Raw genomic sequence first — 14,315 nt, 5'->3', positions numbered from 1 at the left:
AGAGCTTCCGCGAGTCATGACCAGCCAGTCCCTGGGCAAATCCCTGCCCCGCACGCCTAACCGGCTTGATGCCATCGACGGCAGCCGCCCGATGGACGAGCAACTGCTGGCGATGATCGTCGGCCTGACTTCGGAAGTGACCGTAATGCGCGCGCGTCTTGATGCGGCCGAGCGTCTGCTGGCCGCATCGGGCGCACTACCCGGCGGCGCGATCGATGCCTTCGAGCCGGATGTCGAGGCCGCCGCGCAGCGCGAAGCGCTTCGCAAGGCAACGCTCGAAAAGGTGTTCCGCCCCTTGCGCGAAGCCGCCGAGGCCGAACTGGCCGCGATTAACGCCCCTGTCGAGGAGACCCTGTCGTGAGCGAACAGATGTCCGAACGCCGTGCCCAGCTGGACCATCCGCTGATCGCTGTGCCGAGCCATGACGAACTGGCCGAGCAGCTCTTCGTGCGCGACCTCAAGCTTTACGTCATGAGCCAGATCGAGCCGGTGCAGGCCCGCATTGCCGCGGCCGAACAGAAGACCTCCGCAGGTGCCAACAATACTGCCGCTGCACTGCGCGAGCGGATGGGTCGGCATGAAAGCTTTTCCACCTGGCTCTCGCTCAAGCGGGAATCGCAGCGCCAGCTGTGGTCCAGCGTTGCCGCCAGCGTCGAACGTCAGGCGGGTGATCTGGAAGAACTGGCCGCGATCGAGGCGCCTAGGGGTTCGGTACGCACCGATCCGGAGTTTGCGGTGCCCGACTACATTCGGCGCGGGGACATTCACCTGATGCCGGGCGGCAATGCCCATGACGACGGCTCGATCCTGCAGGGCGCGATGATGGACCGCGGCGGCGCGGTCTACATGCTGGGCCGCAACGGGGGCATGCTGAACGACCTGCGCGGGCAGACCGCGATGGCGCACGTCCTCACCCGCTTCCCGGACCTGAACCCCGCGCGCATCCTCGACATGGGCTGCGGCATCGGCACCAGCACCGTCCCTGCGGCAACGTGCTTCCCCGAGGCCGAAGTCCACGGCATCGACGTTGGCGCATCGATGCTGCGCTATGCCCATGCGCGTGCCGAGCACCTTGGCGCGGGCGTCCACTTCTCGCAGCAGAGCGCGGAGAAGACTGACTTTGCGGATGGCAGCTTCGACCTTGTGTTCAGCTGCGTGATGTTTCACGAAACCTCGCAGGCTGCAACGATGGCGATCATCGCTGAAAGCCGCCGTCTGCTGCGCCCCGGCGGTGTTGCGGTCCACCTTGAAGTGCCGTTGCTGCATGACAATTCGGATGCCTGGGTCGAACTGTCGGGTGAACTGGAAGCGCAATACAACAACGAGCCGAACTGGCGCGGTGCGCTCAGCGCGGATTACCGTTCGCTGTTTGAAGCGGCTGGCTTCTCCTCGGTTGAAACCGGCTATCAGGCCACCAGTCCGGCAGCGCGCAGCGGCCCGTTTCGCTATGGGTCGGAGAGTGAGGGCGTGTTCCGATCGTGGTTCGTCGCCTCGGGCGTGGCCTGATCGAAGACAGATGGGCGGCCGGTTGGTCCGGTCGCCCTGCTGCCTCAGTTCGTACCGCAATCCCTCGTTGAAGCGGTGGGCTGCCTGACGGGGTTGCAGCGCACCGTTGCCTCTTCCGGCAAGGCCACGCGGTAACCGGGCAGGCGCGCGTCTTCCCAGAGATAATCGGTCGATATGTACTGGGCACCGCTGCTCAAAGCGGCCCTGAGGCGCTCCAGAGTGCCGTTGCGTGCCTCCCAGGTGTCGGCATCGGCACGGGTGCGCACGATGTAGCCGGCCTTGACGTCGCGGGCGATGCGATCGGCTTCCGCGATCGGATCATTGATCGTCAGATAGGCAGCCGCGGGCGAGTTTTCGTCGGTGTTTACGAAGAAAACCCTTCCTTCCAGAGATTTGCGCTTTCCGCGATAGATAGCGACCTTTGCCTCGTGTTCATCGAGAGCGAAGAAAATCTTCCCGCGCGCAGCCGCAAGCGTCAGCCAGTTCCCCGCCAACACCGCATCGCGCAGCGTTGGGTAGCGGCCCTGAACATCGTCAGGCAGGATTAGCTTGTCGCGCGGGATGACCGACAGGATTTCGCGATCCAGCGCGTCGAACGCCTTCTCGTCAAAGCGCATTGCCGGTTTGCCATGCTCAAGGTCTGCGTCTTCCTTGGCGTTGAACATCAGCATGATGGGAGCATGGTCGGGATGGGCATCCGACCAGTCGCGGATCTGCGCAAGGCACGTGATCAGCCGTTCGCAGCTGCTGGCCGCATCGCTGAAGGCCATGTGAAGCACCTTGAAGCCGGGCTTCAGAAGCTCTGCATCACTGGCACCCTTGGCGTAATAGCCGCCCTTGGGGTCGTAATTAACGTCGATTTCCAGCTGACGGGCGCCCTTGTCGAGCTGCTGTGCCAGCGGCCGGTGCGCGTAGTCGAGGGCCTGCGCCAGCTTTTCGCTATATGCGGTGATACGCGCGCGCACGTCATCGCTCATCGCCTGCTTGTAGCTGTTGTGCGTGCCGACGACCTGAATGTCGTTCATCTTCGGCTCGGTCGGGGCCTGTATCACGGCGGCTGCAAGGACGAGAGGGGCGATAAATGGCATGGCGGCTCCGCAGGCTGAGATGATGGCGGAGGGCGAATGCCCTCCGACCATGACAAGCCTTTGACAATCCGCTGTTTACTCAGAGGCCGAGCGCGCCTGTAAGATCGCCGGGCGCGACGCCGCCGGCTGCCCGCATCGCCTCTTCACGCATTGTCAGGCCCGGCAGCTTGGCCAGACCGAAGCGGCGGGTGAGGAAGCGTGCGATCGATCCGGTGTCGTAGATGGTGTGGTCCACGAAGTCCTTGCGGGCGTGCGGCGAGATGACGATCGCCGGGATGCGGGTGCCCGGCCCCCAGCGGTCGCCCTTGGGCGGGGCCACATGATCCCACCAGCCGCCGTTCTCGTCGAAAGTGACGACGATCATCATGCGTTCCCATTGCGGGCTGGCGCGCAAGGTGTCGATGACGGCGGCGATATGGCGGTCGCCGGCATCGATATCGGAATAGCCCGCATGCATGTTGAGATTGCCCTGCGGCTTGTAGAAGCTCACCGGCGGCAGGCGGCCCGCCTCGGCATCGGCAAGGAAGTGGTTGGTGCGTGCCGTGCTGCCCTCGCCTGCGTCGCGCAAGTGCTCTGCGCGGTCCTTCGTGCCCGGCGCGAAGCGGGAATAGTAGTTGAACGGCTGGTGATGCGGCTGCAGGTTTGGGCGGGCCGGGAACGAGGCATCTTTGCCCAACGCCGAATTCCAGCCGCCCGCATACCAGGCCCAGCCGATGTCGCGGGCTGAAAGCATGTCGCCGATGGTGCGGTGGTCCTGAGGCACCAGCGTCTGGCCGTTTGCCCAGTCCGCATAACCGGGCTTGTCGGGGTCGGGCAGGTATGTGGGCGTATAGGGCGGCAGCATCGTGTTCACCGCCCAGAAGTCCGGCGACAGCGTGCTGGTCACGAAGCTGGCCGGGCCATCCATGGCACTGGCGGCGGTCTTCTGATCAAGCTTCAGGCGGATGCCTTTGGGGTCGTCGCCTTCAACTTTGGCGATACGGCGGGCAGCGGGGCCCTTATCCGCGTCGGGATAGAAGGGGGGCTGCGCAGCGATCAGGTACTGGTGGTTGAGGAACGAACCGCCGAATGCGCCCATGAAGAAGTTGTCGCATAATGTGAATTCACGCGCGACCTGCCAGAGCCGAAGCTGGGCGCGAGTGTCGCCGTAATGCCCCATGACAAGCGCGCCGCTGTCTCCCCATGCGACGAAGCCGTCATTCTTCCCGCCGTTGATCTGCCACTGGTTCTGGTAGAACGCGTGGACGAGATCGCGTGTCACAACGCCGTGCGGCAGCGGATCGCCATCCTTGGTCTTCAGCGCGAAAGGCGCGTTGGGCAGCGACGCAAGGTCGTCAGGGCCGATGAGGTATTCGGTATGTTCGACCACCTGCCGGTCAGGCACGAGTCCCTCCCAGATCTTCGGCAGCGTCTCGAACGGCTTGCCGTCGCGATCACGCTGGGTGAAGCGATCGGCCGAAACCTTGGACAGCGGTTGCTCCAGCCCCGGAAAGTCGGCGAAGAGGTTGTTGAAGCTGCGGTTCTCTGCGTAGATCACGACGACAGTGTCGATCGCCTCACGCAGCTTTGCGTCGCTAACCGGGGACGGGGATGAACCCTTGCTTGTACGCGCTTCGGCAGCGGGAGCCCCGGCAGCCGTGGCCGCGCCAAGCACTGCGAGCCCTTCGAGAAACTGGCGGCGATCTGGGTTGAGCGAACCCGGACGGGGGGCTTCGGGCTTGGTCATGGAGGTCCTCGGTATTGCGGGGTTACCGGTCGTCTGGCCTTCCGCGAGGGGCTCCGTCAATCGTAAATCGAAGGCATGTGACCAAGTGCGCGTTATTGGTGGAAAGCGATTATCCTTCATGAGTATAGGTGAAAGATAAATTCTATAATATTTTTTATGCAGAAATAATTATTCATTATTGATGGTGAAATAATAAGCAAGTTTGGAAAGTTTATTATTGAGATATGTTTTGAAACAAAAGTGTAATAGAAAAGTCTCTGAAGTTTCATAACTTTTTTCTGTCCCCGTTTTCGCTTCTGGCCGCTCTCCCCGCCCGACCGTCGCACGCGATCTTGCGTTGCGGCGCATCCGGATCGGAACAAGGGGAGTTTTTGCAATGTGGACGAAGCGCAGCCTCTGGCTGGTATCGACGGGACTTGTGCTGTTCGCCCAGCCCGCTCTGGCGCAGGATGCCGCCGCGGCGAATGATGCCGGAGAAGCGATCGTTGTTACCGGGTATCGTGCCAGCCTTGATCTTGCGCGCGACGTGAAGCGCCAGTCGACGATCATCCAGGATTCGATCGTTGCCGACGATATCGCCGCCTTCCCCGACCTCAACCTTGCAGAAGCACTGCAGCGCCTGCCGGGTGTGGCCATCAACCGCGAGGCCGGTGAAGGTCGCCGTGTCAGCCTGCGTGGCCTTGGCCCCGATTTCACCCGCGTTCAGCTCAACGGCATGGAAGTGCTGGGCAACGTCGATTCCCCGCAGGACAGCCGCGGGCAGGGCACGCGCGACCGTGCGTTCGATTTCAACATCTTCGCGGCCGAATTGTTCAATCGCGTCGATGTGCGCAAGTCCTATTCGGCTGAACAGACCGAAGGCGGCCTTGCCGGCACCGTCGGGCTCTTCACCGCACGCCCGTTGGATTACAAGGAAGACAAGTTCGCGATCTCGGCCTCGGGCGGCACCAACAGCCTGACCAAAGACTTCCAGCCGCGTCTGACGGGCCTTGTTTCCAAGAACTGGGGGGATTTCGGCATCCTCGTTTCGGCCGCCTACAGCCACCGCAAGACGCGTGAGGAAGGTTTCGACACGTACCGCTGGCGTCTTAACAGCGCGAACGGATCGGACATTTCCGGGCTGACGCAGGAAGAGCAGGACAAGATCAATTCCGGCACGCTGCGCTTTGCGCGCGGAAACCGACTGTCGGTGTGGGACAGCACGCAGGATCGTCTTGGCATCACCAGTTCAATCCAGTGGAATCCCGGCAGCAACACGCACATCACGCTTGATGGCCTTTATGGCCAGTACAAAGCAGATCGCTTCGAAACGCATCTTGCCTCGCGCGGGGGCGGTGGCTCGACCTGGCTTGGCGGCGGGCAAACCTTTGCGGGCGTGACTTACCCTGCCTCGACCATCAACGCGATCGAATGGAACGACCAGAACGAGGTGACTTACCTTGACGTTTCGGGAGGCCAGACGGCTACCGAAACGCGGGTCCAGAACACCAAGAACACTTTCAAGCAACTGGTCCTGAGCGGCGACACCGGCATTACCGACCGCCTCACCTTCCGCTTCCTCGGGGGGATCGAGCGGTCCAGCTACGATATGCCGGTGGACGACCATTTCTACACCGAGGCCTACGGAGACGTGATCTCGGACTACCGTGGCGGCAACTATTCGCTGGTCAACACATACGGCTGGGACACCGCCGACGCGTCGAACTATCACGCGCACGAAATCGATATCAGCTCCAGCTATCAGGACACCGCTTTTGACAACGTCAAGGGCAGCCTGGAATTCGAACTGACCCCCGACGACAAGATCAGCGTGGGCGGTGAATGGCGCCGGTTCGAGAATTCGGGCTACAAGCGCAAGACCGATGACGCACTGCTGAGTGATTTCAAATCGGGTGCGGTGAGCGCGGATATCAGCGATTATGCCAAGGTCTATAACGGCTATTCCGGCCAGTCCTGGGTGATCGTGGACTACGATAAGGCGCTTGAGGCGCTTGGCGTCAATCGTGCCGATTACCTCACGACCAAGAGCAGCATCTATTCGGTGGAAGAACGCACGGGGGCGGCCTTTATCCAGTACGACTGGAACCATACCCTTGGCAGCGTGGGTTTCCGCGGCAACCTTGGCGGACGCTATTATCGCACGGATATCTATTCGGCAGGTGTGGGCACGCTGAATGACAGCAGCAGCCTGATCGAAGCGAAGTCGCGTTACGAGGGCTTCCTGCCCGCCGTGAACCTGATCTTCGACGTGAACGACAGCCTTGTCGTTCGCGCTTCGGCGGCGAAGAACATCAACCGCCCGGCCCTCAGCGCGCTGGCGATGAATGGTTCGGTTTCGATCGGCGACACCGATGCGACGACCGGCAAGCGCGAGATTTCGGTTTCTACCGGCAACCCCAACCTCAAGCCGTACAAGTCGAATGATTTCGATCTGTCGGTCGAATATTACATCGGCCATACTGGATCGCTCAGCGCGGCGCTGTTCTACAAGACGCTGGACGGGTTCATCGTCACCAAGACCGCAACCAACGTGACATATGGCTCGACCGGCCTTTCTCTTGACCTGGCTGATGGCCTGACCGCTGCGACGGAGGTGGCCAGCTATTCGCGGCCCATCAATCTGGGCAAGACGGACCTGTGGGGTATCGAACTGGCTGCGCAGTCGGACTTCACCTTCCTGCCGGCCCCGTTCAACCGTTTCGGTGCCTCCGCCAACTTCACTTATGTGGATTCGAAGTACGATTATTCGACGGTCTACAGCGGCGGCACCAACACCACGCTGGAAGGGTTGAGCCATGTGAATGCCAACGCCACGCTGTATTATCAGGATGCCCGGTTCGATGTGCGCGTTTCGGGCAATTATCGCAGCAGCTATGTCTATAGCGCGGCGCCTGTAACCAGTACGCTGGGCACTGATCAGGACCTGTCGGGCTATGAAGGTACGCTCTATGTCGACATGGCAGCGCACTTCAAGCTGACGGACAACATCCAGCTGACGCTCGACGGTATCAATCTGACCAATCAGGCGGAAAAGCAGTATTCCGACAGCACCAAGCGCCTTTATGTCGTGACCCGTGCCGGGCGCACGATCATGGGCGGTGTGCGTTTCGAGTTCTGATCCGGGCCGACGTCCCGGTCCGGTCTTATCTGCACGGGCCGGGACGTTGCATGGCGTGAAGTCACATCACTGTCATGGTGTATTGTTAGGCGCGCCCGCGAAAGGGCGCACCTTCCGTGTATTCGCACTCCCGCGGCAGCGTTGCCGCTCTCTGGTTGGTTGCTGCCCTTGGGGTGCCTGTTGCAGCATCGGCGCGCGATGTGCGTGACCGGCCGCAACAGCTTCATGTATCAGCGGGTCGGCTGGGCGATGTACTGGCTCAGGTGTCCCGGCAAAGCGGTATGCAGGTGGTGACCTCTGCATCCCCGGACATGCAGGTGGAGCGTGGCGTTTCTGGACGGCTCCGTGCTGACGAGGCCCTGCGCCGCCTGCTTCTCGGCCTGCCGCTGGCGGTGCGTGCCATGCCCGGCGGCTACCTCGTCACCCCCGCATCGCGCGCAACAAAGCCGGTGGCGATGCCGGTTGCAGCGCCGGTGGAGGTTGTCGGAGAGCCGATCATCGTCACCGGCTATCGTGAAAGCCTGCGGTTGGCTGTTGCGGTCAAGCACACTGCAACCGGCATCGTCGAAGTTACCTGCGCAGAGGATGTCGCCGCTTTCCCCGATCCCAACGCGGCGGATGCCCTGCAGCGCCTGCCCGGTATCGCCATCAGCCGGGATAGCGGTGAAGGGCGGCAGGTTTCGCTGCGCGGGCTTGGTCCGTTGTTCACCCGCACCACGCTGAACGGGATGGAAGCCCTGGCGACTACTGCATCGGGAATGGACAACCGCGGTTCAGCCAGCCGTCAGCGGCGCTTCGACTATTCCGTTTTCGATGCGGCGCTCTTTAGCGGGATCGAAGTGCGCAAGGCGTGGTCGGCACAATATGATGCAGGTGGCGTGGGTGGGACGGTGGCCTTGCATACCCTGAGGCCGTTCGACCGGCCAGACGACGTAAGCCTGCTTGCCGTGCGCGCGGCAAGTGCCGGTAATGCCGCAGGAGTGGCTCCGCGATTCACGGCCGAACTGTCGCGGCGGAGCGGTTCCTGGGGGCTGCTTCTGGCCGCATCCTACAGCCGCAACAGCGTGACCGAGTATGGTTATCGCAACTGGGACTGGGTGCCCGTGACGTTCGGCGCGGCCAATATCGGTCCGGATGTGAGCGAGGCCGACCGTGCCCGGCTGACGGGTGATGCAGATGATCCCGTCTACATGTCGCGCGGGCAGAGCTATTCAAGCTGGAGCAACCGCTTCGACCGGCTCAATCTTGTCGGTGCGATAGAGCATGAAGACGCGAACGGCCTGCATCTGGCCCTAGATGCCGTTCATGCGCGGCTCAACAACGATCGCAAGGAAAACTCTCTCGCTGCAGCAGGAACGAATGGCCTCACCACCAGCACTGTCGATGGCACGCAAGTTCTGAATTCCGTGCAGATCGTCGGTGACACGATGGTGGCCGGGGATTTCAGCGGCGTCGACATGCGCTCGGAAAGCAAGATCACGCAGGATCGGACTGCTTTCACGCAACTCGCGTTGTCGGCAGAGCGTCCGCTGGGTGATACGAAGCTGAGCGCACGCGTCGGCTATGCGCGCTCCGATTTTTCCGAACCGATATTCGACAAGGCGTTCCTTGAGAGCACCGGAAAGGACTTCGCATTCGTGGCGACGGGCGCGCATCCACGCAATCGCTATGGCTTCGATGTCGTGGATGCCTCCAACTGGACGCTGATGCGCGCCGATGCGCGTGAGGACGCCATCCTTAACGAGAACGTCGCCGCCCGGATCGAACTGTCGCGCTACCTTGCGCCAGCGCTGGAACTGAAGGCGGGCGCGACCTACCGCTTCTACGGCAACGACGGCTATGAACGGCGTGTGACGCAGGACTATGGCGAGGATGCACCTCTCGTCGCAACCTACCCCCTCGATATACGATCGTGGGCCAGTTACGTCGTGGCTGATGTCGATGCGGTTTTCGCGGCGACGGGACAGTCGCGCGATCTCACCGCATCGGCGAACCTGCCGGGAATGGCCTACCGCGTGCGGGAAAACAGTTATGCCGCCTTCGCGCTGGCGCGGTGGAATCTTGCAGTCGGGGCGATGCCTGCGGAAGTCGAACTCGGGCTGCAGTACCTGCGGACGGATACCTCATCGTCGGGTGAGGTGCGCGGTGATGATCAGCCGCTGGACAGGGGACAGCGCAATCGCCACGAGGCGTGGCTGCCATCGCTGCGCGCGTGGCTGGATGTGCGGGCAGACCTGAGGCTGCGCTTTGCCTTCAGTCGCGATGTGAACCAGCCCGACGTTGCCGATCTGCGGGCGGCCGCTGCAGTGAACTCCACGCCTTTTGGCGGCACGGTAGAGACCGGCAATCCATCGCTGCGACCTTTTACCGCAACCGCGCTGGATCTGGTGCTGGAACACTACATCGGGCGCGATGGCTATGCGTCACTGGGGGCGTTCTACAAGCGGATGGATTCCTTCATTACTTCCGCCACCACGCTGATGCCCTATTCGCAGACCGGGTTGCCCACTGCATTCCTGTATTCCGGCGTCGATGCCGACACGCTCTATAACGTGGTGCGTCCGCTCAATGGATCGGGCGCCTCGATCCTGGGCGTGGAGGCGTCGGTGCAGCGTGACCTGCACTTTCTTCCTGCACCGTTTGACCGTTTGGGCGTGCAGACGAATGCGACCTTCGCATCTGGCCATAGCGACGTGCTGTACGACGACACGGCCGTTTCGCTGCCGCTGATCGACCTTTCGCGCTGGTCCGGCAATGCGACGCTTTACTACACCGGGCACAGCTGGGACGCACGCGTCGCTCTGGCCTATCGCGGTACGTATCGTGACGGGGTGGGGAACAACGGGAATATTGGCACCTGGATCCGGGGCAGTACGACGATCGACTTTGCCGCTCACGCCATGCTGCGGCCCGGCCTGCAGGCATCGATCGAGGCGCGGAATCTCACCGATACGCCGATCGAGCAATATACCGACCGTAATGCGAAACGCCTGCTGGCGCGCACGCGCAGCGGTCGGACCATCGCTGTAGGGCTGCGCTATGCTTATTGATCCTGCGGCCTTGCTGTCCCCGGCCGGGCCGCTGCGTGCTCTACAGCAGTGGCGCGAAAGTATCGGCCGCCAGAAGGGAGCCGCGCAATGCTGATGAGCAAGGCCGGCAATTCCCTGCTGGGGGGGATGGACCGGCTGCGGAATTACGTCCGCAAGCGCATGCGTGATCCGGACAGCGTGGAGGATGTGGTGCAGGAAGCCCTGGTCAGGGTCATGGAGCAAGAGCGGCGTCAGGCGATAGAGCACCCGCTTGCCTACGCCTATCGAGTGGCGGATTCCGTCATCCTTGCAGGCGCGCGTAGGGCGCGGCGGATCGGTGATGCCGATATGCTGGATTTCGTATGCGACCTGCCGCTTGCTGACGAGGTGCTCGATTATCGCCAGCGCTACGAACGCTTCGAAGCGGCGCTGGCGCGGCTGACCCCGGCACGGCGCGCTGTGTTCAGGTTACGGCACATGGAAAATCGTTCGCGGCAGGAGATCGCGGAAGAGCTTGGCATCAGCGTGGAGGCGGTGAAGAAGCATCTGGTGCGGGCGATGGCTGATCTGGCGCTGGCGCTTGAAGACGATCTCGGCGGGGAGAAAGAAGGGCACAACGAGCATGGATGAACGCGCGGCCCCGATCCTGGAAACTGCCGCCGACTGGGCGGACCGGCTTGATGAATTGACGGCGCTTGAACGGCAGGAACTGAAGACATGGCTTGATGCATCGCCTGACCATGCACGGGCCTTCGCGCGGATGACGCGGCTGGTGGCAGACACTGCGCTGGCAGAGGCGTTGAGCAGCGATACCGGGGCGCCGGCGCTCCCGTCGAACCGTCCCGATACGAGGCGGCGACCGGGGGCGTGGCGCCAGAATGCTCCCGCTGCCACTCGCCGCCGGGCGATTGCGGCGGGGCTTGCCGGTGCGCTTGCACTGCCTGCGGCGGGATATTGGATAATGGGCGGTGAGAGCCGCCATGGTATGCCCGGCCCGACCCTGCTTGCAAGCGCGGTTGGCCAGCGACGGCGACTGGAACTGCCTGATGGTTCGGGCCTGCTGCTCGACGCGTCTTCCCGCGTTGCGGTGGACTTTGCGCAGGGACGCCGCGCGGTCGTGCTGGAGCAGGGCGCGGCACGCTTTGACGTACGGCATGATCCGGAACGGCCGTTCGAGGTGCACACGCCGCAGGCGCGCATGACCGCCCTCGGCACCAGCTTCAGTGTCGATTACGGCGCCGACGGCAGCGAACTGCGTGTCTTCTCCGGCAAAGTCGGCATCGATGGTGCCTCGGGCAGCCGGCTGGTGGTTCCTGCCCGGCAATGGGCGATGATCGGGGCTGACAGGATCAGCAGCCGCGGTACGTTTGATCCTGACGCGGGAGACTGGCAGACGGATTGGCTTGATGCACAGGCGATGCCGCTCGGCCGTGCAGTGGCGCGGCTGTCTCGTTACAGCACCGTGCCTTTGCGGCTGGGGCAGGAGCGCTTTGCGGCGCTGACGTTCAGCGGCCGCTTCAGGCTGGATGCACCTGAGGAATCTCTGGCGCTGATCGGTGCGCTGTTCGGTCTGGAAACGCAGCGGCGCGATGGCGCGGTCTATCTGGACAGGCCCGTGGCGGCCTGAACTGGAGTAGATGCGCCGGGATAGAGCAAGATTGTGCGTTCGCCGGGAACGGGAAGCCGCCCGATGCGCTTTCGTCGCAGCCTGTCCGTGCTAAGGGGCTGGCGTTCAACCGGAAGATCGAAGCCCGCCCCTGATGAACGACCCTGCCGATCCTGAAGCCGAACGCGTTGTCGCACTTGAACGCAGCGAGGAGCGGCTGCGCGCCCTGTTCGAAGCGCTGGATGACGGGTTCTGCATCATCGAGTTCTTCGACGGCCCGCACGGCCCGCTCAGCGACTACATCCATGTAGAGGCGAATTCGGGTTACGAACGCCAGTCCGGCATCCCCAATGTCGTCGGCATGACCTTGCGCGAACTCGAACCTGACGATGCGGAAGGCTGGGCCGAACTGTACGGCAGGGTGCTGTTGACCGGCGAGCCGATCCGCTTCGAACGCTATTTTCTTGCGGCCGGCCGGCATATCGAGGTTTCCGCCGCACGCGTAGAGCCGGCAAGTCGCAAGCAGGTGTCGGTGCTGTTCCGCGATATCGAAGCGCGTCGCCGTGCTCAGGATGCCCTGCTCGCCAGCGAGGCGCTGGCCCGGCAGAACATCCAGCGTGTGCAACTGGCGCTGTCGGCGGGTGCGATCATCGGCACGTGGTTCTGGGATATCCCGCAAGACCGCTTCACGGTCGACGAGGCTTTCGCACAGTCCTTCGGCCTCGACCCCGCCCTTCGGCGTGAAGACCTGTCGCTGGCGCAGATCGTGGCAAGGGTTCATCCCGACGATCGGGCCGGGCTTGCCTCCGCCATGGACGAGGCGATCCGGCGAGGCGGAGCCTATGCCCACCAGTACCGGGTTCGCCGAGCGGACGGGCGATACTACTGGATCGAGGCGAATGGCCGCGTCGAACTTGCCCCGGACGGAGCGCCGTTGAATTTCCCAGGCGTGCTCCTTGATATCGAGCAGCGTCGCACGATCGAACAGGAACGCGATCGCGCCTCGGCCGAACTTCGGGCGCTGAACGAGACGCTAGAGCAACGCGTCGCCGAGCGGACCGAGGAACTGATGAAGGCCGAGGAGCAACTGCGCCAGGCCCAGAAGATGGAAGCGGTCGGCCAGTTGACGGGCGGGCTTGCACATGACTTCAACAATCTGCTGGCCGGCATTTCCGGGGCCATCGAAATGGTGGGCACGCGGCTGAAACAGGGCCGCATCGCCGATGTCGACAAGTATCTCGTCGCAGCCCAAGGCGCGACGCGGCGAGCGGCGGCGCTGACGCATCGCTTGCTGGCGTTCTCGCGCAGGCAGACGCTTGATCCGCGCCCAACGAACGTCAACGTGCTGGTGAACGGGATGACGGACCTTATCCAGCGCACGGTAGGCCCTGCGATCCGGGTGGAAACGGTGGGCGCGGCGGCGCTCTGGCCTACGCTGGTGGATGCCAGCCAGTTGGAGAACGCGCTGCTCAACTTGTGCATCAATGCGCGCGATGCGATGCCCGATGGCGGGCGCATCACCATCGAAACCGCGAACAAATGGCTGGACCATGCCAGCGCCCGGACCCACGATGTTCCCGAAGGACAGTACCTGTCGCTTTGCGTAACTGATACCGGCACGGGCATGCCCCCGGACGTCATAACCAAGGCGTTCGACCCCTTCTTCACCACCAAGCCGATCGGGCAGGGCACGGGGCTGGGCCTGTCGATGATCTACGGCTTTGCCAAGCAGTCAGGCGGGCAGGTGCGCATCTATTCGGAGGTGGGGCACGGAACGACGGTCTGTGTCTACCTGCCGCGCCATTACGGCGATGCGGGAGAGGACGCATCTCATTCGGTCGAGGTGAAGGTTTCGGGTGTCGGCGCGGGCGAAACCGTGCTGGTCGTGGACGATGAGCCGAGCGTTCGCATGCTGATCACGGATATCCTCGAAGATCTTGGCTATACGGTGATCGAAGCAGCCGACAGCGCATCCGGGCTAAGGGTGCTGCAGTCAGACGTGCGCATCGACCTGCTGGTTAGCGATGTCGGCTTGCCAGGCGGCATGAACGGGCGCCAGATGGCGGACGCAGGGCGGCAGGTGAGGCCCGATCTCAAAGTGTTGTTCATCACCGGCTATGCGGAGAATTCCGTCATCGGCAATGGCCATCTTGAACCGGGGATGCAGGTGCTGACGAAGCCCTTCGTCGTCGAAACGCTGGCCGCGCGCGTGCGCGATCTCGTCGAAAACTGAACCTTGCGG

General features: G+C 62.9%; 9 protein-coding genes. 7 read left to right on the top strand and 2 right to left on the bottom strand.

Features of this window, described 5'->3' with window-relative positions:
- The first annotated feature begins 16 nt into the window (after positions 1-16).
- Together A8V01_RS18525 and A8V01_RS18520 are read left to right on the top strand one after the other, a co-directional pair.
- Positions 17-361 carry a hypothetical protein gene (locus A8V01_RS18525; RefSeq protein ID WP_103097749.1) on the top strand — a complete coding sequence of 115 codons (345 nt, stop codon included), beginning with the start codon at positions 17-19 and terminating at the stop codon, positions 359-361.
- Positions 358-1,506: a class I SAM-dependent methyltransferase gene (locus A8V01_RS18520; protein ID WP_103097747.1), complete on the top strand. Its 1,149-nt coding sequence runs from the start codon at positions 358-360 to the stop codon at positions 1,504-1,506. The genes A8V01_RS18525 and A8V01_RS18520 overlap by 4 nt, the downstream gene beginning before the upstream one ends.
- A 44-nt stretch (positions 1,507-1,550) precedes the next feature.
- Here the strand turns inward: A8V01_RS18520 and A8V01_RS18515 are convergent, their stop codons facing one another.
- Both A8V01_RS18515 and acpA read right to left on the bottom strand, forming a co-directional pair.
- Entirely contained in the window at positions 1,551-2,594 is a 1,044-nt protein-coding gene (locus A8V01_RS18515; RefSeq protein ID WP_103097904.1) for a Ca2+-dependent phosphoinositide-specific phospholipase C, read from the bottom strand.
- Between the two features lie 79 nt (positions 2,595-2,673).
- Complete coding sequence (gene acpA / locus A8V01_RS18510) at positions 2,674-4,320, bottom strand: acid phosphatase (RefSeq protein WP_103097745.1); 1,647 nt, start codon at positions 4,318-4,320, stop codon at positions 2,674-2,676.
- A gap of 376 nt (positions 4,321-4,696) precedes the next feature.
- Between acpA and A8V01_RS18505 the strand changes: the two genes are divergently transcribed.
- The 5 genes from A8V01_RS18505 (at position 4,697) to A8V01_RS18485 (ending at position 14,306) form a co-directional block, all read left to right on the top strand.
- A complete protein-coding gene (locus A8V01_RS18505) occupies positions 4,697-7,438 on the top strand; it encodes a TonB-dependent receptor (protein WP_103097743.1) in 2,742 nt (913 codons plus the stop codon).
- Positions 7,439-7,554: 116 nt separating this feature from the next.
- Positions 7,555-10,488 (top strand): TonB-dependent receptor, encoded by a 2,934-nt coding sequence (locus A8V01_RS18500; RefSeq protein WP_146037312.1) that lies wholly within the window; start codon positions 7,555-7,557, stop codon positions 10,486-10,488.
- 87 nt (positions 10,489-10,575) lie between these two features.
- A complete protein-coding gene (locus A8V01_RS18495; RefSeq protein WP_245892712.1) occupies positions 10,576-11,097 on the top strand; it encodes an RNA polymerase sigma factor in 522 nt (173 codons plus the stop codon).
- Positions 11,090-12,094, top strand: a complete 1,005-nt coding sequence (locus A8V01_RS18490) for a FecR family protein (RefSeq protein WP_103097739.1) — start codon at positions 11,090-11,092, stop codon at positions 12,092-12,094. Before A8V01_RS18495 ends, A8V01_RS18490 begins: the two co-directional genes overlap by 8 nt.
- A 133-nt stretch (positions 12,095-12,227) precedes the next feature.
- Complete coding sequence (locus A8V01_RS18485; protein ID WP_103097737.1) at positions 12,228-14,306, top strand: ATP-binding protein; 2,079 nt, start codon at positions 12,228-12,230, stop codon at positions 14,304-14,306.
- Positions 14,307-14,315 lie beyond the last annotated feature (9 nt).

Origin of the sequence: Novosphingobium guangzhouense (assembly GCF_002896965.1) — a bacterium.
GTDB classification, from domain to species: domain Bacteria; phylum Pseudomonadota; class Alphaproteobacteria; order Sphingomonadales; family Sphingomonadaceae; genus Novosphingobium; species Novosphingobium guangzhouense.
Note: the sequence above shows the minus strand (reverse complement) of the source record. Positions and strands in the feature narration are given on the sequence as shown.

Bases quoted from the DNA above. Each gene is read 5' to 3' on its own strand.
- A8V01_RS18525 (WP_103097749.1), top strand. From the start codon at position 17: ATGACCAGCCAGTCCCTGGGCAAATCCCTGCCCCGCACGCCTAACCGG.
- A8V01_RS18515 (WP_103097904.1), bottom strand. From the start codon at position 2,594: ATGCCATTTATCGCCCCTCTCGTCCTTGCAGCCGCCGTGATACAGGCC.
- acpA (WP_103097745.1), bottom strand. From the start codon at position 4,320: ATGACCAAGCCCGAAGCCCCCCGTCCGGGTTCGCTCAACCCAGATCGC.
- A8V01_RS18505 (WP_103097743.1), top strand. From the start codon at position 4,697: ATGTGGACGAAGCGCAGCCTCTGGCTGGTATCGACGGGACTTGTGCTG.
- A8V01_RS18495 (WP_245892712.1), top strand. From the start codon at position 10,576: ATGCTGATGAGCAAGGCCGGCAATTCCCTGCTGGGGGGGATGGACCGG.
- A8V01_RS18490 (WP_103097739.1), top strand. From the start codon at position 11,090: ATGGATGAACGCGCGGCCCCGATCCTGGAAACTGCCGCCGACTGGGCG.
- A8V01_RS18485 (WP_103097737.1), top strand. From the start codon at position 12,228: ATGAACGACCCTGCCGATCCTGAAGCCGAACGCGTTGTCGCACTTGAA.